Origin of the sequence: Geminicoccus sp., assembly GCF_036263595.1 — a bacterium.
In the GTDB taxonomy this organism is placed as follows: Bacteria; Pseudomonadota; Alphaproteobacteria; order Geminicoccales; family Geminicoccaceae; genus Geminicoccus.
This window is the reverse complement of sequence record NZ_DATAGQ010000156.1, coordinates 1-16,590: the sequence shown is the minus strand read 5'-3', so window position 1 is coordinate 16,590 and position 16,590 is coordinate 1. Positions and strand designations below refer to the sequence as shown.

General features: G+C 66.7%; 16 protein-coding genes. 11 read left to right on the top strand and 5 right to left on the bottom strand.

Features of this window, described 5'->3' with window-relative positions; all coding sequences use genetic code 11:
• The first annotated feature begins 24 nt into the window (after positions 1–24).
• The 4 genes from VHL31_RS17085 (at position 25) to VHL31_RS17070 (ending at position 3,864) form a co-directional block, all read left to right on the top strand.
• The gene (locus tag VHL31_RS17085; RefSeq protein WP_329662444.1) at positions 25–1,131 is read left to right on the top strand and encodes an S-(hydroxymethyl)glutathione dehydrogenase/class III alcohol dehydrogenase; all 1,107 of its coding nucleotides are present in this window, start codon (positions 25–27) and stop codon (positions 1,129–1,131) included.
• A 29-nt stretch (positions 1,132–1,160) separates the two neighbouring features.
• Complete coding sequence (locus tag VHL31_RS17080) at positions 1,161–1,766, top strand: histidine phosphatase family protein (protein ID WP_329662443.1); 606 nt, start codon at positions 1,161–1,163, stop codon at positions 1,764–1,766.
• A 431-nt stretch (positions 1,767–2,197) separates the two neighbouring features.
• Positions 2,198–2,674: an Hsp20 family protein gene (locus VHL31_RS17075; RefSeq protein WP_329662442.1), complete on the top strand. Its 477-nt coding sequence runs from the start codon at positions 2,198–2,200 to the stop codon at positions 2,672–2,674.
• A 272-nt stretch (positions 2,675–2,946) separates the two neighbouring features.
• Complete coding sequence (locus VHL31_RS17070) at positions 2,947–3,864, top strand: sulfotransferase domain-containing protein (protein ID WP_329662441.1); 918 nt, start codon at positions 2,947–2,949, stop codon at positions 3,862–3,864.
• Positions 3,865–3,943: 79 nt separating this feature from the next.
• Here VHL31_RS17070 and VHL31_RS17065 read toward each other — a convergent pair whose 3' ends face one another.
• Complete coding sequence (locus VHL31_RS17065) at positions 3,944–4,408, bottom strand: Lrp/AsnC family transcriptional regulator (RefSeq protein WP_329662440.1); 465 nt, start codon at positions 4,406–4,408, stop codon at positions 3,944–3,946.
• A 106-nt stretch (positions 4,409–4,514) separates the two neighbouring features.
• Between VHL31_RS17065 and VHL31_RS17060 the strand changes: the two genes are divergently transcribed.
• Together VHL31_RS17060 and VHL31_RS17055 are read left to right on the top strand one after the other, a co-directional pair.
• Positions 4,515–5,255: an AzlC family ABC transporter permease gene (locus VHL31_RS17060; RefSeq protein ID WP_329662439.1), complete on the top strand. Its 741-nt coding sequence runs from the start codon at positions 4,515–4,517 to the stop codon at positions 5,253–5,255.
• Positions 5,252–5,551 carry an AzlD family protein gene (locus VHL31_RS17055; RefSeq protein ID WP_329662438.1) on the top strand — a complete coding sequence of 100 codons (300 nt, stop codon included), beginning with the start codon at positions 5,252–5,254 and terminating at the stop codon, positions 5,549–5,551. Before VHL31_RS17060 ends, VHL31_RS17055 begins: the two co-directional genes overlap by 4 nt.
• Before the next feature lie 56 nt (positions 5,552–5,607).
• On the opposite strand, the gene VHL31_RS17050 is transcribed toward VHL31_RS17055, so the two are convergent.
• Both VHL31_RS17050 and VHL31_RS17045 read right to left on the bottom strand, forming a co-directional pair.
• Positions 5,608–6,576 carry a Tim44 domain-containing protein gene (locus VHL31_RS17050; RefSeq protein WP_329662437.1) on the bottom strand — a complete coding sequence of 323 codons (969 nt, stop codon included), beginning with the start codon at positions 6,574–6,576 and terminating at the stop codon, positions 5,608–5,610.
• Between the two features lie 129 nt (positions 6,577–6,705).
• Positions 6,706–7,611 carry an OmpA family protein gene (locus VHL31_RS17045; protein WP_329662436.1) on the bottom strand — a complete coding sequence of 302 codons (906 nt, stop codon included), beginning with the start codon at positions 7,609–7,611 and terminating at the stop codon, positions 6,706–6,708.
• On the opposite strand from VHL31_RS17045, the gene VHL31_RS17040 reads away from it, so the two are divergent.
• Entirely contained in the window at positions 7,592–7,807 is a 216-nt protein-coding gene (locus VHL31_RS17040; protein ID WP_329662435.1) for a hypothetical protein, read from the top strand. The genes VHL31_RS17045 and VHL31_RS17040 overlap by 20 nt on opposite strands.
• 191 nt (positions 7,808–7,998) lie before the next feature.
• Here the strand turns inward: VHL31_RS17040 and VHL31_RS17035 are convergent, their stop codons facing one another.
• A complete protein-coding gene (locus tag VHL31_RS17035) occupies positions 7,999–8,469 on the bottom strand; it encodes a heme-degrading domain-containing protein (protein WP_329662434.1) in 471 nt (156 codons plus the stop codon).
• Positions 8,470–8,480: 11 nt separating this feature from the next.
• A complete protein-coding gene (locus VHL31_RS17030) occupies positions 8,481–9,860 on the bottom strand; it encodes an aminotransferase (RefSeq protein ID WP_329662433.1) in 1,380 nt (459 codons plus the stop codon).
• Positions 9,861–10,035: 175 nt separating this feature from the next.
• Between VHL31_RS17030 and VHL31_RS17025 the strand changes: the two genes are divergently transcribed.
• The 4 genes from VHL31_RS17025 (at position 10,036) to VHL31_RS17010 (ending at position 16,435) form a co-directional block, all read left to right on the top strand.
• Positions 10,036–11,130 carry a flavodoxin family protein gene (locus VHL31_RS17025; RefSeq protein ID WP_329662432.1) on the top strand — a complete coding sequence of 365 codons (1,095 nt, stop codon included), beginning with the start codon at positions 10,036–10,038 and terminating at the stop codon, positions 11,128–11,130.
• A gap of 82 nt (positions 11,131–11,212) precedes the next feature.
• The gene (locus VHL31_RS17020; RefSeq protein WP_329662431.1) at positions 11,213–12,505 is read left to right on the top strand and encodes a cytochrome P450; all 1,293 of its coding nucleotides are present in this window, start codon (positions 11,213–11,215) and stop codon (positions 12,503–12,505) included.
• 23 nt (positions 12,506–12,528) lie between these two features.
• Positions 12,529–15,870, top strand: a complete 3,342-nt coding sequence (locus tag VHL31_RS17015) for a DEAD/DEAH box helicase (protein ID WP_329662430.1) — start codon at positions 12,529–12,531, stop codon at positions 15,868–15,870.
• 133 nt (positions 15,871–16,003) lie between these two features.
• Entirely contained in the window at positions 16,004–16,435 is a 432-nt protein-coding gene (locus tag VHL31_RS17010) for a YsnF/AvaK domain-containing protein (RefSeq protein ID WP_329662429.1), read from the top strand.
• Positions 16,436–16,590: the final 155 nt, after the last annotated feature.

The following is a 16,590-nucleotide window of genomic DNA, read 5'->3' as shown; positions in this document are numbered from 1 at the left end:
GCACGTTCAAAGGGGAGGCATGGGATGAAGGTGCAGGCGGCGGTTGCGTGGGAGGCGGGCAAGCCGCTTCAGGTGGAGACGGTCGATCTGGAGGGGCCCAAGGCGTTCGAGGTGCTGGTCGAGCTGAAGGCGACGGGGATCTGCCACACCGACGAGTTCACCCGCTCGGGTGCTGATCCGGAAGGGATCTTCCCGGCGATCCTGGGCCATGAGGGGGCGGGGATCGTGGTGGAGTGCGGGCCGGGGGTGACCTCGGTCAAGCCAGGGGACCACGTGATCCCGCTCTACACGCCGGAATGCCGGCAGTGCAAAAGCTGCCTGTCGCGCAAGACCAACCTGTGCACGGCGATCCGCGCCACCCAGGGCAAGGGCCTCATGCCGGACGGCACCACCCGCTTCTCGTTCAAGGGCCAGCCGATCCACCACTACATGGGCTGCTCGACCTTCGCGAACTTCACGGTGATGCCGGAGATCGCGCTGGCCAAGGTCCGTGCCGACGCGCCGTTCGACAAGATCTGCTATATCGGCTGCGGCGTCACCACCGGGGTGGGGGCGGTGTTGTTCACGGCCAAGGCCGAGTTCGGCTCCAGCGTGGCGGTGTTCGGCTTAGGCGGCATCGGGCTCAACGTCATCCAGGGGGCCAGGCTCGCCGGGGCGGGCCGGATCATCGGCGTCGACATCAACCCGGACCGCCAGGAGATGGCGCGCGCGTTCGGCATGACCGACTTCGTCAATCCCAAAGACGTGGGCGACGTCGTCCAGCACATCGTCCAGATGACCGATGGCGGCGTCGACTACGCGTTCGAGTGCGTGGGCAACGTCAAGCTGATGCGCCAGGCGCTGGAATGCTGTCATCGCGGCTGGGGTGTCTCGACGATCATCGGGGTGGCCGGCTCCGGGCAGGAGATCGCGACCAGGCCGTTCCAGCTGGTCACCGGCCGGGTCTGGAAGGGCACCGCCTTTGGTGGCGCCCGCGGGCGGACCGACGTGCCAAAGATCGTCGACTGGTACATGGACCAGAAGATCCAGATCGACCCCCTGATCACCCACACCATGCCGCTCGACCAGATCAACCACGCCTTCGACCTCATGCACGAGGGCAAGTCCATCCGCTCGGTCGTGCTGTACTGACCAACGTCCGGTTTATCACCCACCCCGACGTGCTCATCGACCCGGCCGTCCCCGTGCCACGATGGCCGCTGGCCGAACGGGGCAGGAGGCGGATGCACGCCATGCTGGCCAAGCCCTGGGTGGCGGGGCTGCGGGCGGTCTGGTCCAGCGAGGAGCAGAAGGCGATGGACGGTGCGGCCATCCTGGCCAAGGCGCTCGGGATTCCGCACCACGTCCTGGCGGCGCTGCACGAGAACGACCGCTCCGCCACCGGCTATCTCCCCAAGGCGGAGTTCGAGGAGACCGCCGACCGGTTCTTCGCGGAGCCGGAGACCAGCGTGCGCGGCTGGGAGCGGGCCACCGACGCGCAGGCGCGGATCATCCACGCGGTCGACACGATCCTGGAACGGCATGGAGACGGCGGCGACCTCGCCATCGTCGGCCATGGCGGGGTCGGCACGCTCCTGCTCTGCCATCTCATGCACTGCCCGATCGACCGCCGCTTCGACCAGCCGCCGGGCCAGGGCGGCTACTACTTCGCGTTCGAGGCCAAGAGCCGAGCCCTGCTTCACGGCTGGCGGCTGATCGACGGCTTAGGGGCCGTTTCCGGGCCGGGGCATGATGGTCTCGGGTTCGTTCGTGCAATCCTGCAGTGACGAGCGCACGGCCGACATGAAGGGTCGTTCTCGGGTTCGTTCGTGCATTTCCGCGACGCCAGGCAAGCCAGCCTTGCCCGTGACCATTCCTGCCGGGTTCGTTCGTGCATTCGGCTGCCAGTTCACGCGCTGCATGTTCCACCCCGTCTCATCAGGCCAAAGACGGAGATAGCAGATCAAGGACTGTTGTCCTAACTTCTTGACGCACGGCGGTGGCCGGCAGTCGGGGCCGGCCGGCATGAAAAGCTCCGGATGGACGCGAAAAAATTGTCGCTGGCCACTCTTGGGAAGCTCTTGACGCAGCAAGGGCGCTCCCCATCTCAATCGGTGTCGGGTGCCATCATGGGCCTGCACAGCAAGCCGAAGCACACGGGTCCCGGTCGGGGCCTTGCGCCAAGGCTCGTATCAAGTCGCTCAATGGAGGACTTCTTATGCGTAACTTCGACCTGAGCCCTCTGCTCCGCGCTTCCGTCGGTTTCGACCGCTTCGACAAGCTGTTCGAGACTGCATTTGGTGAAGCTGCTCGTGAGCAGACCTATCCGCCCTACAATATCGTGAAGAACGGCAAGGACACCTATCGCGTGACCTTGGCTGTCGCCGGCTTCGGGCCTGAGGACGTCGACATCACCGTCCACGAGAACCAGCTCGTCGTGAAGGGCCAGATCTCCAAGACCGAGCAGGGCGTGGAGTATCTCTATCGCGGCATCGCCCAGCGTGCCTTCGAGCATCGCTTCCAGCTCGCCGACCATGTGCAGGTCGTGAGCGCCAACCTCGTCAACGGGCTGCTCGACGTGCAGCTGAAGCGCGAGGTGCCGGAAGCCCTGCAGCCGAAGAAGATCACGGTGGGCAGCACCGTCGCGGCGGAGCCCAAGGTGATCGAGCAGCGGAGCGACAAGATCGCTGCGTAAGGATCGCCTGGCCTCTGGCCTCATGATCTGACGACGAAGGAGCCGGTCGAGGGCAGCGACCGGCTCTTTTTCATGCCCAAGCCATGTGCCCGTTCCCGACCGAGCGGCAGTGATGCACGTCACCGCAGGCAGCAGCGCTTCCTGCCATGACGTCGCCTGCGCGAAACCGGGCCATGGATCCGTTCCGTTCCCGGGCTTCGCGATGAGGAAGCCGATCGAGCGATCCCGCGACCATGAGGCGGGGCGCGATCACGGGATAAGGAACATTCGTCATGTCGGACATGGCGCATAGCTGGCCGCAGAAGAGCCGGGATCTTCACAACCATCACATGGATTCGACCATCTGGGACGAGTTCGCGTTCCGCGATGACGACATCGTCATTGCGACCTACGCGAAATCGGGAACGACCTGGGTCCAGCAGATCGTGGCCCAGCTCCTGTTCCAGGGATCGGCCGAGGTCGAAGTCGCCAACATTTCGTCCTGGCTGGATCTGCGCGTGCCGCCTCGCGACATCAAGCTGCCGGCGGTCATGGCCCAGCCGCACCGGCGCTTCCTGAAGACCCACCTGCCGGTCGACGCGCTCGTGTACTCGCCGCAGGCGAAATATCTCTATATCGGCCGCGACGGCCGGGACGTGGTCTGGAGCCTGTTCAACCACCACGCCAACGCCAACGACCTCTGGTATCAGGTCCTGAACGAGACTCCCGGCCGGGTCGGGCCGCCGATCGACCGGCCGCCCCAGGACGTTCGGCGCTACTTCACGGAGTGGCTCGATGGCGACGGTCATCCGTTCTGGCCGTTTTGGGAGAACATCCGGAGCTGGTGGGAAATCCGGCACCTGCCCAACCTCCTGATGCTGCACTACAACGACCTGAAGGCGGACATGCCGGGTCAGATCAGGCGGATCTCTGCGTTCCTCGACATCCCCATCGACGAGGAGCGCTGGCCAGCCATCCTGCAGCACTGCAGCTTCGACTTCATGAAGGCGAACGGGGACAAGACGGTGCCGGGCCGTGGCATGTTCTGGGATGGGGGTTCCAGGACCTTCGTCCACAAGGGCACCAACGGCCGCTGGCGCGACATGCTGAGCCCGGCCGCTTCGCAGCGCTACGAGGAGACGGCGCGACGCGAGCTGGGCGACGAGTGCGCCGCTTGGCTGGCGCAGGGCGGACGCGCCGGCACGGGCTGAACCGGAGGACCGGGCAGGTCCACCTGCGCGGCCGCGTCACCCGGAGCTACATGCGGCTGGGGTGCAATGGACAGGGCCGCTAGAGCGGCAGTTCCGAGGTCTGCTTGACCGTCTGGCTGGGAACGTCGGTCTTCACGTTCTGCACGCCCCTGATCCGGCTGAGATGCTCGGACTGGAAGCGCCGGTAGTCGCCGATATCGGCGGCCACCACGCGCACCAGCGCATCGCAGTCGCCGAGCATGATGTAGCACTCTAGCACCTCGGGCAGCTTCCTCACCTCCGCCATGAAGTGATCGATCGTGTCCTCGTCCTGGGCGCTCAGCCAGATGCGGGTGAAGAACGTCTGGCCCTTGCCGACCTTGGCAGGATCGAGCACGGCCACGTAGCGATCGATCACGCCGGCATCCTCCAGGAGGCGAACGCGGCGCAGACAAGGCGACGGCGACAGGCCGACCAGACGGGCGAGTTCGTTGTTCGGCATGCGCCCGTCGCGCTGCAGCGCCCTCAGGATGCGCTTGTCGATCTCGTCCAGGACGATTGGCATCCGGTAGCTCCTGAAGCTCTGCGCGTGGCATTAGATGCCAATGTTCCGATGTTCCCGGGCATCTTCGCAAACCCTGTTGCGGAGGAGCCGGCCTATGGTGCCCTGCATGGAAACGAGATGTACACGGACCCGGAACGAGGCTGCGCCGCGCCTGCGGTCGGAGGTGGCCCGCGGCATCGTGGGGGCGTTGCCGGTCCTGGCGGCCGTCATCGCCTATGGCCTCGTCCTTGGTGCCCAGGCGGTCCAGAAGGGACTGCACTTTCTCGAAGTGCCGCTCATGACCGGCTCGAACTATGCGGGCGGGTCTGAATTCGCCGCCATCGGCTTGTGGGCCTCCCCGCCGCCGGTCCTGCTCATCGTCGGCATCACCTTCCTGATCAACAGCCGCCACCTCCTCATGGGCGCGGTGCTCACCCCGTTCATCCGGCATCTGCCGCGCTGGAAGGCGCTAAGCGTGCTGTTCTTTATGTCGGACGAAAGCTGGGCCCTGGGCTACGCCGACACGCTCAGACGCGCCGGAACCGGGCAGCGCCCGCCCTTCAGCCTCGGGTTCTATGTGGGCTGCGCCGGGGTGATCTACCTGGGCTGGCTGGGCTCGACGACGCTCGGCGCCGCCATTGGTCCGCATCTAGGCGATGTCGAGGCGTACGGGTTCGACATGGCGTTCCCGGCTGTGTTCCTGGTCATCGTGGCGGGGATGTGGAAGGGCTATGTCGCCGCCCTGCCCTGGCTGGTCAGCCTCGCGGTCGCGGTGCTCATCTTCCTGCTGGTTCCCGGCGCCTGGTTCGTGGTCGCAGGAACGGCGGCGGGGCTCGGCACCGCCTATTGCCGGGCCAAGCCGCGATGATCCCTGCCGTCGACCTCGTCACCATCCTGCTGATGGCCTTGGCGACCTACGCGACCAGGGTTGGCGGCTATGTGCTACTGCGCGACCGCACCCTGGGTCCGCGTGCCGAGGCGGTGATGAAGGCGGCGCCCGGTTGCGTGCTGCTGGCGGTCATCGCGCCTTATTTCGTGGCGCCACGCCTGGCGGACCTGATCGCGCTCGGCGTGACCATCCTGGCGGCTGCCCGCCTGCCGATGCTCGCGGTCGTCGTGACCGCGGTCGCATCGGCCGGCCTGCTCCGGCACGCCCTGGGCTAGATCACGCCGGTGCCGGAGAATGACGTGCTCAGCTGGCAGTTGCGTGAAGCTGCCGGTCAGCTGGCCTGCTGGATGGCCGACAGCAGCCAGTTGCCGCCGCGCTGGCGCGTGAACGTCCAGAGCTCGACGACCTCGACCGGGGCGGACGGGTTGCCATCGACGACCTGGCCCGTGGCGCGGTCGACATAGTAGTCCACCAGGCTGTAGCGCATGGCGACGGTGGCGTAGTCGTTCTCGCCTTCCCGCCAAGCCTCGGCCAGGTCGCCCTGGACGAGCTTGACGTCGGACAGCTTGTTCAGCCTGCCGCTTGCGGCGTTGTCGGCCAGTTCCTGCTGGAAGTAGCCGAACATCTCCGGGGTCGTGGACTGACGCAGCGTGTCGAGATCCTCCTGACCATAGGCCGTCTGGATCGTCTTCAGGCCGTTCTCGAACGCGCCGTAGTCGACCGTGTTGATGCCGATCGTGTCGCGCACCTTCGGGTTAGCCGATGCCCTGCCCGAACCATAGGTTCGGCCGCCGGGGCCCTGCATCGCATCGCGGTTCAGCGGCGCGCCGGCACCGGCATAGGCCGGGGCGGAACGGCTGCGGAAGTAGCGCAGGGCCAGCCGGACGATGAACACGACCAGGAGGACCTGGAGGACGAAGCCGAGCAGGCCGGCCAAGCTGCCCAGGCCGCCGAAGAAGCCGCCGCCGAACAACATGCCAAACAGGCCGGCGCCGAGCAGGCCGCCCATCAGCCCGGGCATGAAGCCGCCACGCGAGAAGAACCCGCCACGCTGCTGGGCTGCCGTGTTGAGGCCCGGCGCCGCCTGCTGCTGCATCGGGGTCGTCGAGCGGTCGATGGTCTGTGCCCTGTTGGGGGCGGTCGGTGTCGCCGGCGCGGACTGATAGGTGCGCGCACCGCGGCTGCCGAACGAGCCGCCCTTGCGCGCTTCGGCCATTCCTGCGCCAAGGCCGAGCACGAGGGCCAGCGCGATCGCCGCGAACGCGCGAGGCCAGCGGATGGATCGCCTGGTCCTGGTCACCGATGTCTCCACGGAAACGCTTCTTGTCATGGACGAGATATGGCGCGCCGGGGGCATTTTTTTAGGGGTGGATCGAGGAAGGCGCGCCCCGGCTGCCGCCTGGTAAGGCAGTAGCCGGGGCGGCGTCGGTCAGAACGTCAGGCCGAGGCCGACGGTCGTCGAGATGATGCCCTCGCCCAGGTCGCCGCGATCCCACGGGATGTCGTAGGCGATCTTGGCGTTGAAGGGCCCGAAGTTCAGGCCGATCTCCGGTCCAGCGAAGAAGTCGTCGTCGATGCCCGAGCCGTAGATGTAGCCGATGTTCGCACCGACATAGGGCAGGAAGCTGCTGAAGCTGCTGAAGCCCTCGTCGCTGACCGGGAAGACGAAATCGAGGCCGGCAGCACTACGGCCACCGAAACCATCGTCGTCCGTGCCGAAATTGTAGAAGCCGGCCTGCTCCAGCGACAGGTTCAGCCAGTCGGTGAGGAGGTAGTCGAAGCTGAGGTTCAGGCCGGCCAAGTTGCTGGTACCGTCGTCCCTGTTGTCGTCGTTGCCCTCGTCCAGCAGGTTCAGGCCGTAATAGGCGCCGACGCTGAAGCGCCCACGGTCGACCACGTCGGCGACCGCGTTGGCCGGCTCCGAGACCACAGCCGGCATGGCCGGTGCGGCTGCCACCGGTGCCGGCGGCGGTGGCGTGTCGAGGACGATCTCGACGCGCCGGTTCTGCGGCTCAGCCACGCCGTCGCCGGTCGGGACCAGCAGGTCGCGCTCGCCCTCATCCATCTCCGCGATGGCGGACTGCGGGACGCCAAGGCGGACGAGTTCCTGCTCGACCGCATCGGCGCGGCGCTGGGCGAGCTGCTCGTTGAAGGATGTGCTGCCCGTCGTGTCGGTATGGCCGGACAGGCGGACGTTGGCCGTGCCGGTGCGACGGAACTCGTTGGCAGCCGCCGTCACGGTCGCCAGCGCATCCTCGTCGAGGCGGTCGCTGCCCAGCTCGAAGAACACCTGGTAGCGCCCCGCTTCGCCCGCCATGGCGGTGCCCGCGGTCATCGGCGCGGTCGTGCCGGATTCCTGGGCGAAGGCCACCGGGGCGGCCAAGCTCATCATCAAGCAGATTCCGGTCGTGCGGATCACGTTGCTGCTCCCTCTCATGGTCAAAGACATCCGGTCGGTCGCACGCACCGGCCGGTTCCTGATCGTCAAAAGCGGACCCGATGGTCCTCCGGGCAGGAACCGGAACAAGTAGCTATCGTTCCGCTTCCAAGACAGGACTGTGGAATGACGTGAGCAGTCGGAATTTCACGAGGAATGAACTGTGACTTATAAAGAACAATTTGAATAAAAAAATGCCATGGAGGCCCATTGGTGGACCTTCCATGGCATCCAGAAACATTGATGTGCCAGAGGCTACGTCATTCGATGTAGCCGGACGACACGCTACTGGTGCCCCAGAAACTCACCAATGACTTCGACCAGAAATAGATGGTCCTCGCGTTGCGGCAGGCCGGACACCGCAATTGTCCCGACCAGCCCGGTGCCTCGGATGAGTGCAGGAAACGCGCCGCCGGATGGGGCGAACTGGGACGGCTCCAAGAGGAACTTGGCGTGGAAGTCGTAGCCTTTGGCGCGGGCCAGACAGCCGATGTACCATGAACTGTGGCCGAAGCGCCGCACGACCCGCGCCTTGCGCTGGACCCACACATCATTGTCGGCGCTGGACCCGGCCAGCCCGGCATGGAACAGCTGCTGCTCCCCGCGGGTGACGTCAATCGCCACCGGCAGCTTGCGTGCCTGGGCCCGCTCCAGCAGGAGCATGCCCAGCGCCAGTGCCGTGTCGTTGTCGAACCGGTCGAACTGCAGCCGTTCCTCTTCGGCGAGGAGTGCGTCCAGGTCCTCGTCGTTCGCCATCGCCCTCTCCCTCAACCCTTGAAGCCCACGGCCTTCATCGTCTCGTCGATCGACGCCTTCGCCTTGGCCACGATCTCGTCGATCTGCGCCTCGGTGACGATCAGCGGCGGCGAGAGCACCATGCCGTCGCGGATGGCCCGCATGACGAGGCCGTTCTTCACCGAGATGTTGCGGCAGGTCACGCCCACCTCGCGCTTCTCGTCGAAGCGATTCTTCTTCGCACGGTCCTCGGCCAGCTCCATGCAGGCGAGCAGGCCCTTCGTCCGGACCTGGCCGACCATCGGGTGGTCCTTGAAGGTTTCGGTCAGCACTTCCTTCCAGTAGGCGCCGATCGGCCCGGCCGCCCGGGTCGCCAGGCTCTCCTCCTCTATGATGCGGATGTTCTCGAGCGACACGGCTGCCGCGGCCGGATGACCCGCATAGGTCACGCCGTGCGCATATTCCTTGTCGCTGTTGAAGATGGCGTCGCCCACGCGCTGGCCGAACGCCACGGCCGCGATCGGCAGGTAGCCGGAGGAAAGGCCCTTGGCCATCGACAGGATGTCGGGCCGGATGCCGTAGGTCTCGCTTCCCCACCAGGCACCGGTGCGCCCGAACCCGCAGATGACCTCGTCGGCCACCAGCAGCACGTCGTACTTGCGGCAGATCGCCTGGACCGCCGGCCAGTAGTTGGCGGGCGGAATGATCACGCCGCCCGCCCCCTGGATCGGCTCGGCCACGAATGCCGCGACGTTCTCCGGTCCCAATTCCAGGATCTTGTCTTCCAGGGCCTTGGCGGCACGCTGGCCGATCTGCTCCTCGGTCTCCCCTTCGTCCGCCTCGCCCCACCAATAGGGATTCATGATGTGGTGGAAACGCGGAAGCGGCAGGTCGAACATGCCGTGCATGAAGGACATGCCGGTCAGGCTGGCCGAGCCGATGCCGATGCCGTGGTAGCCGAGCTTGCGCGAGATGAAGTGCTTCTTCTCAGGCTTTCCCATCAGGTTCCAGAAGTACCAGACGGACTTCACGACCGTGTCGTTGGCCTCCGAGCCGGACGAGGCGAAGAACACCCGCTTCATCCCGGCCGGGAGGATCTCGCCGAGCTTGCCGGCAAGCTCGATCGTCGGAACCGAGGCGCACTGGAAGAAGTTGTTGTAGTAGCTTAGCTGCTTGAGCTGCTCGAAGGCGGCGTGCGCCAGCCGCTCGCGGCCATATCCCACCTGCACGCACCACAGGCCGGCCATGCCGTCGATCAGCTTGTGCCCGTCAGCTTCCCAGATATAGCAGCCTTCCGCGCGGTCGATGACGCGCGTGCCCTTCTCCGCCAGCTCGTGATGCGTCGTGAACGGATGCAGGTGATGCTGTGCATCCAGTTCCTGCCAACGCTGCATGGCGACCTGAAGATCCATGATCCACCTTTCAAGGTCCGACGGGCGGGGCTCCCGGCGGGACAGCTTGCCTTTCCTTCGTTGAGTGCGGGCCATCGGCTGACAGCCGTCCGCAATCTGCCAGAGGCGTCATCCGCATCCTAGGCCATGTCGTAGACTTTCAGGAGATTGACCGAATGTCTTGTTGGGAATGCGCATGAAGGCCGAGACCACGCCAGCTCCAGAGGCCCGCAAGGGCATGCCCAGCCCGAGGCTGGACCGCGCCGAGTTCACGAGGCGCTACCTCAGCCAGTTCCAGGATCCTGCCTTCGAGCCGCTGGCGCCCGAGCTGGACCGGATCGTTGCCGCAGCCTGGGATGCCTACCTGAACAGCCGCAAGGCCCCGCGGACGAGCAAGGCAGGCCCGACCTTCGCCGATCCGGACTACGATCTGGCGAACGATTGGCTGGCCGCGCGCAGTGCCATCGACGTGGCACAGCGCCAGCACGAGGACCCGGCCCTCCCCGCGCGCATCCTGGTCATCAACGCCTCGCCGCGGACGGAGCATAGCTGTCCAAGCGAAATGTCGAAGAGCTGGCGTCTGGTTGAACTGGCCAAGGAAGTGTTCGCCGCCGAGCCGGAAGTGCTGTTCGAGTGTCTCGACCTGTCCAGGCTGATCTCCGAGTACGGACGGCACATCCATCCCTGCAAGGCCTGCTTCTCCACGGCAGCCGCGCTGTGCCACTGGCCGTGCTCGTGCTACCCGAACTACTCGCTGGGCCAGACCCAGGACTGGATGAACGACATCTATCCCATGTGGGTGGCAGCGCATGGCATCATGATCATCACGCCGGTCCACTGGTACATGGCGACGTCGCCGCTCAAGCTGATGATGGACCGACTGGTCTGCGCCGATGGCGGCAATTCCGATCCCACGACAACGCATGGCAAGCACGCGGACGAGGCCAAGCAGCTGGAACTCGACGGCTGGGCCTACCCACGGCACCTGAAGGACCGGCTCTTCTCGGTGGTGGTCCATGGCGATGCGGAAGGTACCGAGAACGTGCGCCGCTCGCTCACGGACTGGCTCCGGTCGATGGAGCTTCGCCCGGCCGGGGCGACGGCGGAGCTGGATCGCTATATCGGCTACTGGAAGCCCTACGCGACCAGCCATGACGAGCTGGACCGGGACGAGGCCATCCAGGAGGAAATCCGCAACGCGGCCCGCACGCTCGTCGAGGCGGTGAAGGCGCACCGCCGTGGCCTGATGGTCGAGGCCGGCAGCGGCCTGAGCGACCCCCGCGAAAAGTAGCGCACCGAAAAGACGTCTGTCCTGGAAACCTGGCCGTTCCCGAGGGCTTCCCTGTCCGCGGGCCAGACCAGGAGATGGAGAGATGTCAGAGCTTCCCCGGGACCGGGCCTTCGACAGCTCCCTCGCGTTCCTGCGCGAAGGCTACACCTTCATCTCCAGCCGCTGCGACCGGCTGCAGACCGACATGTTCCAGACCCGGCTGATGCTCCGGCCGGTCGTATGCATGCGCGGGCGGGAAGCCGCCGGGATGTTCTACGGCGGCGGCCGCTTCACTCGCGTGGGCGCCATCCCGATGTCGGTCGTCCTGCTGCTCCAGGACCTGGGCAGCGTGCAGACGCTGGAAGGCGAGGCCCATCTTGGGCGCAAGCTCATGTTCATGAGCGTGATGGAACCCGATGCGCTCCGTCGCCTCGTGGAGCTGTACCGGGCGGAATGGAACGGCGCGGTGCCGCGATGGCAGGGTCGCCGCGTGGTCCTGCATGACGAGCTGATCGAGATCCTGACGCGCACGGTTGCCGCGTGGGCGGGCGTGCCCATGGCCGAACAGGACGCCCATGAGCGGGCCAAGGAAATCGGCTCGATGATCGAGAAGACCGGCACCATCGGCCCGCCGAACTGGTGGGCGCGATACCGGCGCAATCGTACCGAGCGGTGGGCGGCCGGCATCATCCGCGAGATACGCAAGGGCGAGCGTGCCGTTCCCGAAGGCTCGGCGGCCGCCATCATCGCCGCCCACCGGGACAGCGATGGCCAGCCTCTTTCGGACGACGTCGCCGCGATCGAACTGCTCAACGTGTTGCGGCCGACCGTGGCCGTCGGGCGCTTCATCGTCTTTGCTGCGCATGCGCTGCATCGACATCCGCAGTGGAGAGACAGATTCGCGGCAGGCGACGAGAGCGATCTCGAAGGCTTCGTCCAGGAAGTCCGCCGCCTCTATCCCTTCTTCCCGGCCGTCGGCGGCAAGGCACGCGCACCTTTCGAGTGGCGGGGCCACCAGTTCGACAAGGGCGACTGGGTCATCGTCGACCTCTATGGCACCGACCATGACCCGAGGGAATGGCAGGATCCGGAAGCCTTCCGGCCGGAGCGCTTCCGCACCTGGAACCACGACCCGAACAATCTCGTGCCGCAGGGTGCCGGAAACTACCGCGACGATCATCGCTGCCCCGGCGAATGGATCACCATTGCGCTGATGAAGGAAGCGGTGAAACTGCTCAGCCAGGGCACGCAGTACGACGTCCCCGCCCAGGACCTGACGGTGAGGCTGAACCGCATCCCGGCCCTGCCCGAGAGCGGCTTCATCATCGAGAATGCCCAGCTGGTCGATGGATCGGGAACCGGTGCCGGTTGCCCTGAGTTCGCGGTGGCTCACTGATCCCGCACGCCCCAGGACGGTTCATGTCGCAACGTACCATGCCGGCCTCCGGCGACGACGAGGTCAAGGTCGCCCCTGCTCCGCTGGCCCCCATGGGAGCACAGGCGCTCCGGCTCCTGCAGCTGGCCCGCACGAACAAGGACAGGCCGCTCGTCCACCTGAGCCCCAGCGGCCGCTCGGCGCAGGCCCTGCTCGCCGTGCTGGAGGCGCTGGCCCCGGACCTGCAGGTCGCCCTGTATCCCGCCTGGGACACGCTTCCCTACGACCGGACACCACCTTCGGCTGCCGTCATGGGCATGCGGATGGGCGTGCTGCGATGGCTCCTGCACACGCCGCCCGACCTGGTGCTCACCACGGCGCCGGCCCTGTTGCGGCGTGTCCCGCCTCGCAGCGTCTGGCCCAAGGCTCACCTGGAGTTCCGCACCGGCGACCCGATCGACCCGGCAGCCGCCGAGGCGGATCTGCGGCGCCTAGGCTATGTGGTGGACGACCGCGTGGACGAGCCGGGCGAAGCGGCTCCGCGCGGCCAGGTCATCGACCTGTTCCCGGCAGCCGCCCCCCTTCCCTGCCGGATCGAGTATGTCGACGGCAGGATCACGGCCATCCGCTCCTACCATCCCGTCTCGCAACGCTCGGAAGTGGAAACGGACCTCCTGGTGGTCGACCCGGCGTCGGAGTTGGTCCAGGCCGGCAATCCGGAGGAGCCAAGCGGTTATCCCCATGACCTGGGTCCGGCACTCGTCAACCATTACGGCCAGCTCGAGACGGTGTTCGACTATGCGCCTGGCGCGCGGATCGTGGCCGATGGTGCCGGGCTGGACCGAGCGGACGATTTTCTCGAACAGGTCGCGGACCTGAATGCAGGCGCCGCCGAGTTCCGGCTTCCCGGCGACGCTACCAGCGCCTTCCCCGCTCCGGATCGCCTCTTCCTGGATGCTGCGACTTGGCATGCGGAGCTGGAGCAACGCCGGGTCGGGCAGGCAGACGAGGGGCCTGGATCGATGCCGGTCCCGCGCTTCATCGAGGGCAGCAACCCCGGCGGTGCGCTGCGCGACTTCCTGAAGGACCGCCTTGGACGGCAGCGCGTGGTGCTGACGGCCGGAACGGAGCGAGCACTCCGTCTCCTGTCGCAGCGCGTGGAGCGCAACCTGGAGATGAAGCCCCGGCGGGTGACCGACTGGCAGGCCGCCCTGGCCACTCCCAGGGGCGAGATCGCCAGCCTCCTGGTCCCGTTCGACCGCGGCTTCGTGGACGATGCGGAGAACCTCACGGTCGTCACGGCGAGCGACGTGCTCGGCAGCCGCGGCAGCGCGGCCGTCCAGGCCGAGCGGGTCGAACTGCCGTTGGCCGAGACCGAGTTCCGCATCGGCGATGCCGTCGTTCACCTGGACCATGGCATGAGCGTGCTGGAAGGTCTGGAGGAGGTCGACCTCGGCGACGGCGAGGCCAGCGACGTGCTGCGCCTGCGCTATGCCGGCGACAAGGTCCAGCTGACACCGGTCGGGGATATCGACCGTCTCTGGCGCTACAGCGGGGACGGCAGTGCGGTCACCCTGGACCGGCTGGATGGGTCCGCCTGGGCGGAACGGCGCGCGCGGGTGGAAGCCGATATCGAGGCGAGTGCCGCACGGCTCGTCGAGATTGCGCAGGCGCGGCGCCAGGCCGTGGCACCCAAGCTGGTGCCGCCCACGCGCGACTACGAGCGCTTCTGCGCCCGTTTCGCCTATGCCCTGACGCCGGACCAGTCAGCCGCCGTCGACGCGACCTTGGCCGACCTCGCCTCGGGCCGGCCGATGGTCCGGCTGGTGTGCGGCGATGTCGGTTTCGGCAAGACGGAAGTGGCCTTGCGGGCGGCAGCGGCTGCCGTCCTGGCCGGCAAGCAGGTGGCGGTGGTGGCACCGACGACCGTGCTCGTCCAGCAGCATGTGCGGGCCTTCCGGCGGCGTTTCGCGCCGTTCGGGATCGAGGTGGGACACCTGTCCCGCCTGGCGAAGCCGTCCGACGCGCGCAAGGTGAAGGCAGCGCTCGCGGACGGCAGCCTGCGGCTGGTCGTGGGAACCCATGCGCTGGCCGCCAAGGGCGTGCGCTTTGCCGATCTGGGCCTCGTCGTGATCGACGAGGAGCATCACTTCGGCGCGGCGCAGAAGGAGAAGCTGCGGAACCTGGGTGCTGCCGGCCATGTGCTGACGCTCACCGCCACGCCCATCCCGCGCACCTTGCAGACCAGCCTGGTCGGCCTGCAGGACCTGAGCATCATCGCGACGCCGCCCGTGCTGCGCCAGCCGATCCGCACGGTCATGGCCCCGTTCGACGAGATGACCGTCCGTGACGCCCTGCTGCGCGAGCAGCGGCGCGGCGGGCAGAGCTTCTTCGTCTGTCCCCGGATCGAGGACATCGAGCCGATGGCGGCCCGCCTGCGCATGATCGTGCCGTCGCTGCGGATGCTGATCGTGCACGGCAAGATGCCGGCCGACGAGGTCGACGGCGTCATGGTAGGATTCGCCGAGGGGGAGGGCGACCTGCTGCTGGCCACCAACATCATCGAGAGCGGCCTGGACGTCCCGCGCGCCAACACGATGATGATCTGGCGCCCGGACCGGTTCGGCCTGGCCCAGCTGCACCAGTTGCGCGGCCGGGTCGGCCGGAGCAGCCGGCGGGCCACCGCCTTCCTGCTGACCGATCCGGAACATCCGCTGGCACCGGCGACCGAGCGGCGGCTAAAGAGCCTGGTGGCGCTCGACCGGCTGGGTGCCGGGTTCGCGCTGAGCGCCCGGGACCTCGACCTGCGCGGTGCCGGTGCCCTGGTCGGCGACGAGCAGGCCGGCCACGTCACGGCCATTGGCCTGGGCCTCTACCAGCATCTGCTGGATCGCGCCCTTCGTGCAGCACGGGGCGAGGATCTCGACGACGACTGGGCGCCCGAGCTGCATTTGGGCGTGTCCGGCCGGATTCCGCCGGACTACATCCCCGAGCCGGAGGTACGGATTAACATTTATGCGCAGGCGGATTCGGTGGAGGACGAAAACGACGTCACGGCGCTCGAAGCGGAGGTCGCCGACCGGTTCGGACCGATCCCGGAAGCCATGGCCAGCCTGCTCGAGTTGGTCCGCATCAAGGCCCTTTGCCGCAAGCTCCGGATCGGCCGGCTGGACGCGGGGCCCCAGGCGATCGCCGCCACCTTGCATCGGCAGGGGGATGGCCGCGAGCAGCCACCGGATTTGCCGGGGTGGGAATGGAAGGGCGAGCGGCTGATCTGCCGGCGCGCCGTGGACGATCCGCACGAGCGGCTGCATCTGGTGGCGCAACTTCTGCAGCAAGCCGTGGTCGCCCGGTCGGTCGGCGCAGGCAAGAAAGCCGCGAAGTAGAAACCAGCCCATTCCACGTGTCAGCGAAGGCATTCCATTGGCCGGCTCACGCTGGGTCCTTGGCTCCAGGCAAATACTGAAGAACCAGCCGTAGAAACTCGGAACTCTTCTACTTTCGCCCGGTTACTTCTGCATGTCGAAGCCAACCACCATCGAAGACGGCGAACAGCGCATCGAGCTGCTGGAAGAACGTCTGAACGTCGACAAGCGGGTGGTGACGCTTGGCCGGGTCTTCGTGGAGACGAAAGTCGAGACGAAACAGCATGTCGTGGAAGCCCTTCTGCGGCAGGACGAAGTCGACATCGAACGCGTGCCGATCGGTCAGGTCGTGGAGAGCGCGCCCAAGATACGGGAAGAGAACGGTGTCCTCATTGTCCCGGTCGTGGAGGAGCAACTCGTCGTTCAGGTCCGTCTGGTCCTGAAGGAGGAACTGCGGGTTTCGAAGACGGTGACGTCGGAGAAGGTCCGCCAGGCCATCCCGCTCCGGTCCGAGCATGCGACCATCACACGGATCGGTGCCCCCGATCCGACTACGCCAGCGAACATTCAGGAAAACGACCTATGACTCAGACAAAGACAGCGATGTACGACACGCGCGGCGCGGCGGAGACGGCACGCGACGGGCTGATCTCGCTGGGAATCGCCGCCACGGACATCTCGATCCGCGGAACGGACGATGCGGCCGACACCGGCATGACCAGCGGCAGCGAGGACAAGGGC

What these genes read in the sequence shown, in the direction of transcription:
- VHL31_RS17085 (WP_329662444.1), top strand. Translation starts at nt 25, where the DNA reads ATGAAGGTGCAGGCGGCGGTTGCGTGGGAGGCGGGCAAGCCGCTTCAG.
- VHL31_RS17075 (WP_329662442.1), top strand. Translation starts at nt 2,198, where the DNA reads ATGCGTAACTTCGACCTGAGCCCTCTGCTCCGCGCTTCCGTCGGTTTC.
- VHL31_RS17070 (WP_329662441.1), top strand. Translation starts at nt 2,947, where the DNA reads ATGTCGGACATGGCGCATAGCTGGCCGCAGAAGAGCCGGGATCTTCAC.
- VHL31_RS17065 (WP_329662440.1), bottom strand. Translation starts at nt 4,408, where the DNA reads ATGCCAATCGTCCTGGACGAGATCGACAAGCGCATCCTGAGGGCGCTG.
- VHL31_RS17060 (WP_329662439.1), top strand. Translation starts at nt 4,515, where the DNA reads ATGGAAACGAGATGTACACGGACCCGGAACGAGGCTGCGCCGCGCCTG.
- VHL31_RS17055 (WP_329662438.1), top strand. Translation starts at nt 5,252, where the DNA reads ATGATCCCTGCCGTCGACCTCGTCACCATCCTGCTGATGGCCTTGGCG.
- VHL31_RS17040 (WP_329662435.1), top strand. Translation starts at nt 7,592, where the DNA reads ATGGCGGTGCCCGCGGTCATCGGCGCGGTCGTGCCGGATTCCTGGGCG.
- VHL31_RS17045 (WP_329662436.1), bottom strand. Translation starts at nt 7,611, where the DNA reads ATGACCGCGGGCACCGCCATGGCGGGCGAAGCGGGGCGCTACCAGGTG.
- VHL31_RS17035 (WP_329662434.1), bottom strand. Translation starts at nt 8,469, where the DNA reads ATGGCGAACGACGAGGACCTGGACGCACTCCTCGCCGAAGAGGAACGG.
- VHL31_RS17030 (WP_329662433.1), bottom strand. Translation starts at nt 9,860, where the DNA reads ATGGATCTTCAGGTCGCCATGCAGCGTTGGCAGGAACTGGATGCACAG.
- VHL31_RS17025 (WP_329662432.1), top strand. Translation starts at nt 10,036, where the DNA reads ATGAAGGCCGAGACCACGCCAGCTCCAGAGGCCCGCAAGGGCATGCCC.
- VHL31_RS17020 (WP_329662431.1), top strand. Translation starts at nt 11,213, where the DNA reads ATGTCAGAGCTTCCCCGGGACCGGGCCTTCGACAGCTCCCTCGCGTTC.
- VHL31_RS17015 (WP_329662430.1), top strand. Translation starts at nt 12,529, where the DNA reads ATGTCGCAACGTACCATGCCGGCCTCCGGCGACGACGAGGTCAAGGTC.
- VHL31_RS17010 (WP_329662429.1), top strand. Translation starts at nt 16,004, where the DNA reads ATGTCGAAGCCAACCACCATCGAAGACGGCGAACAGCGCATCGAGCTG.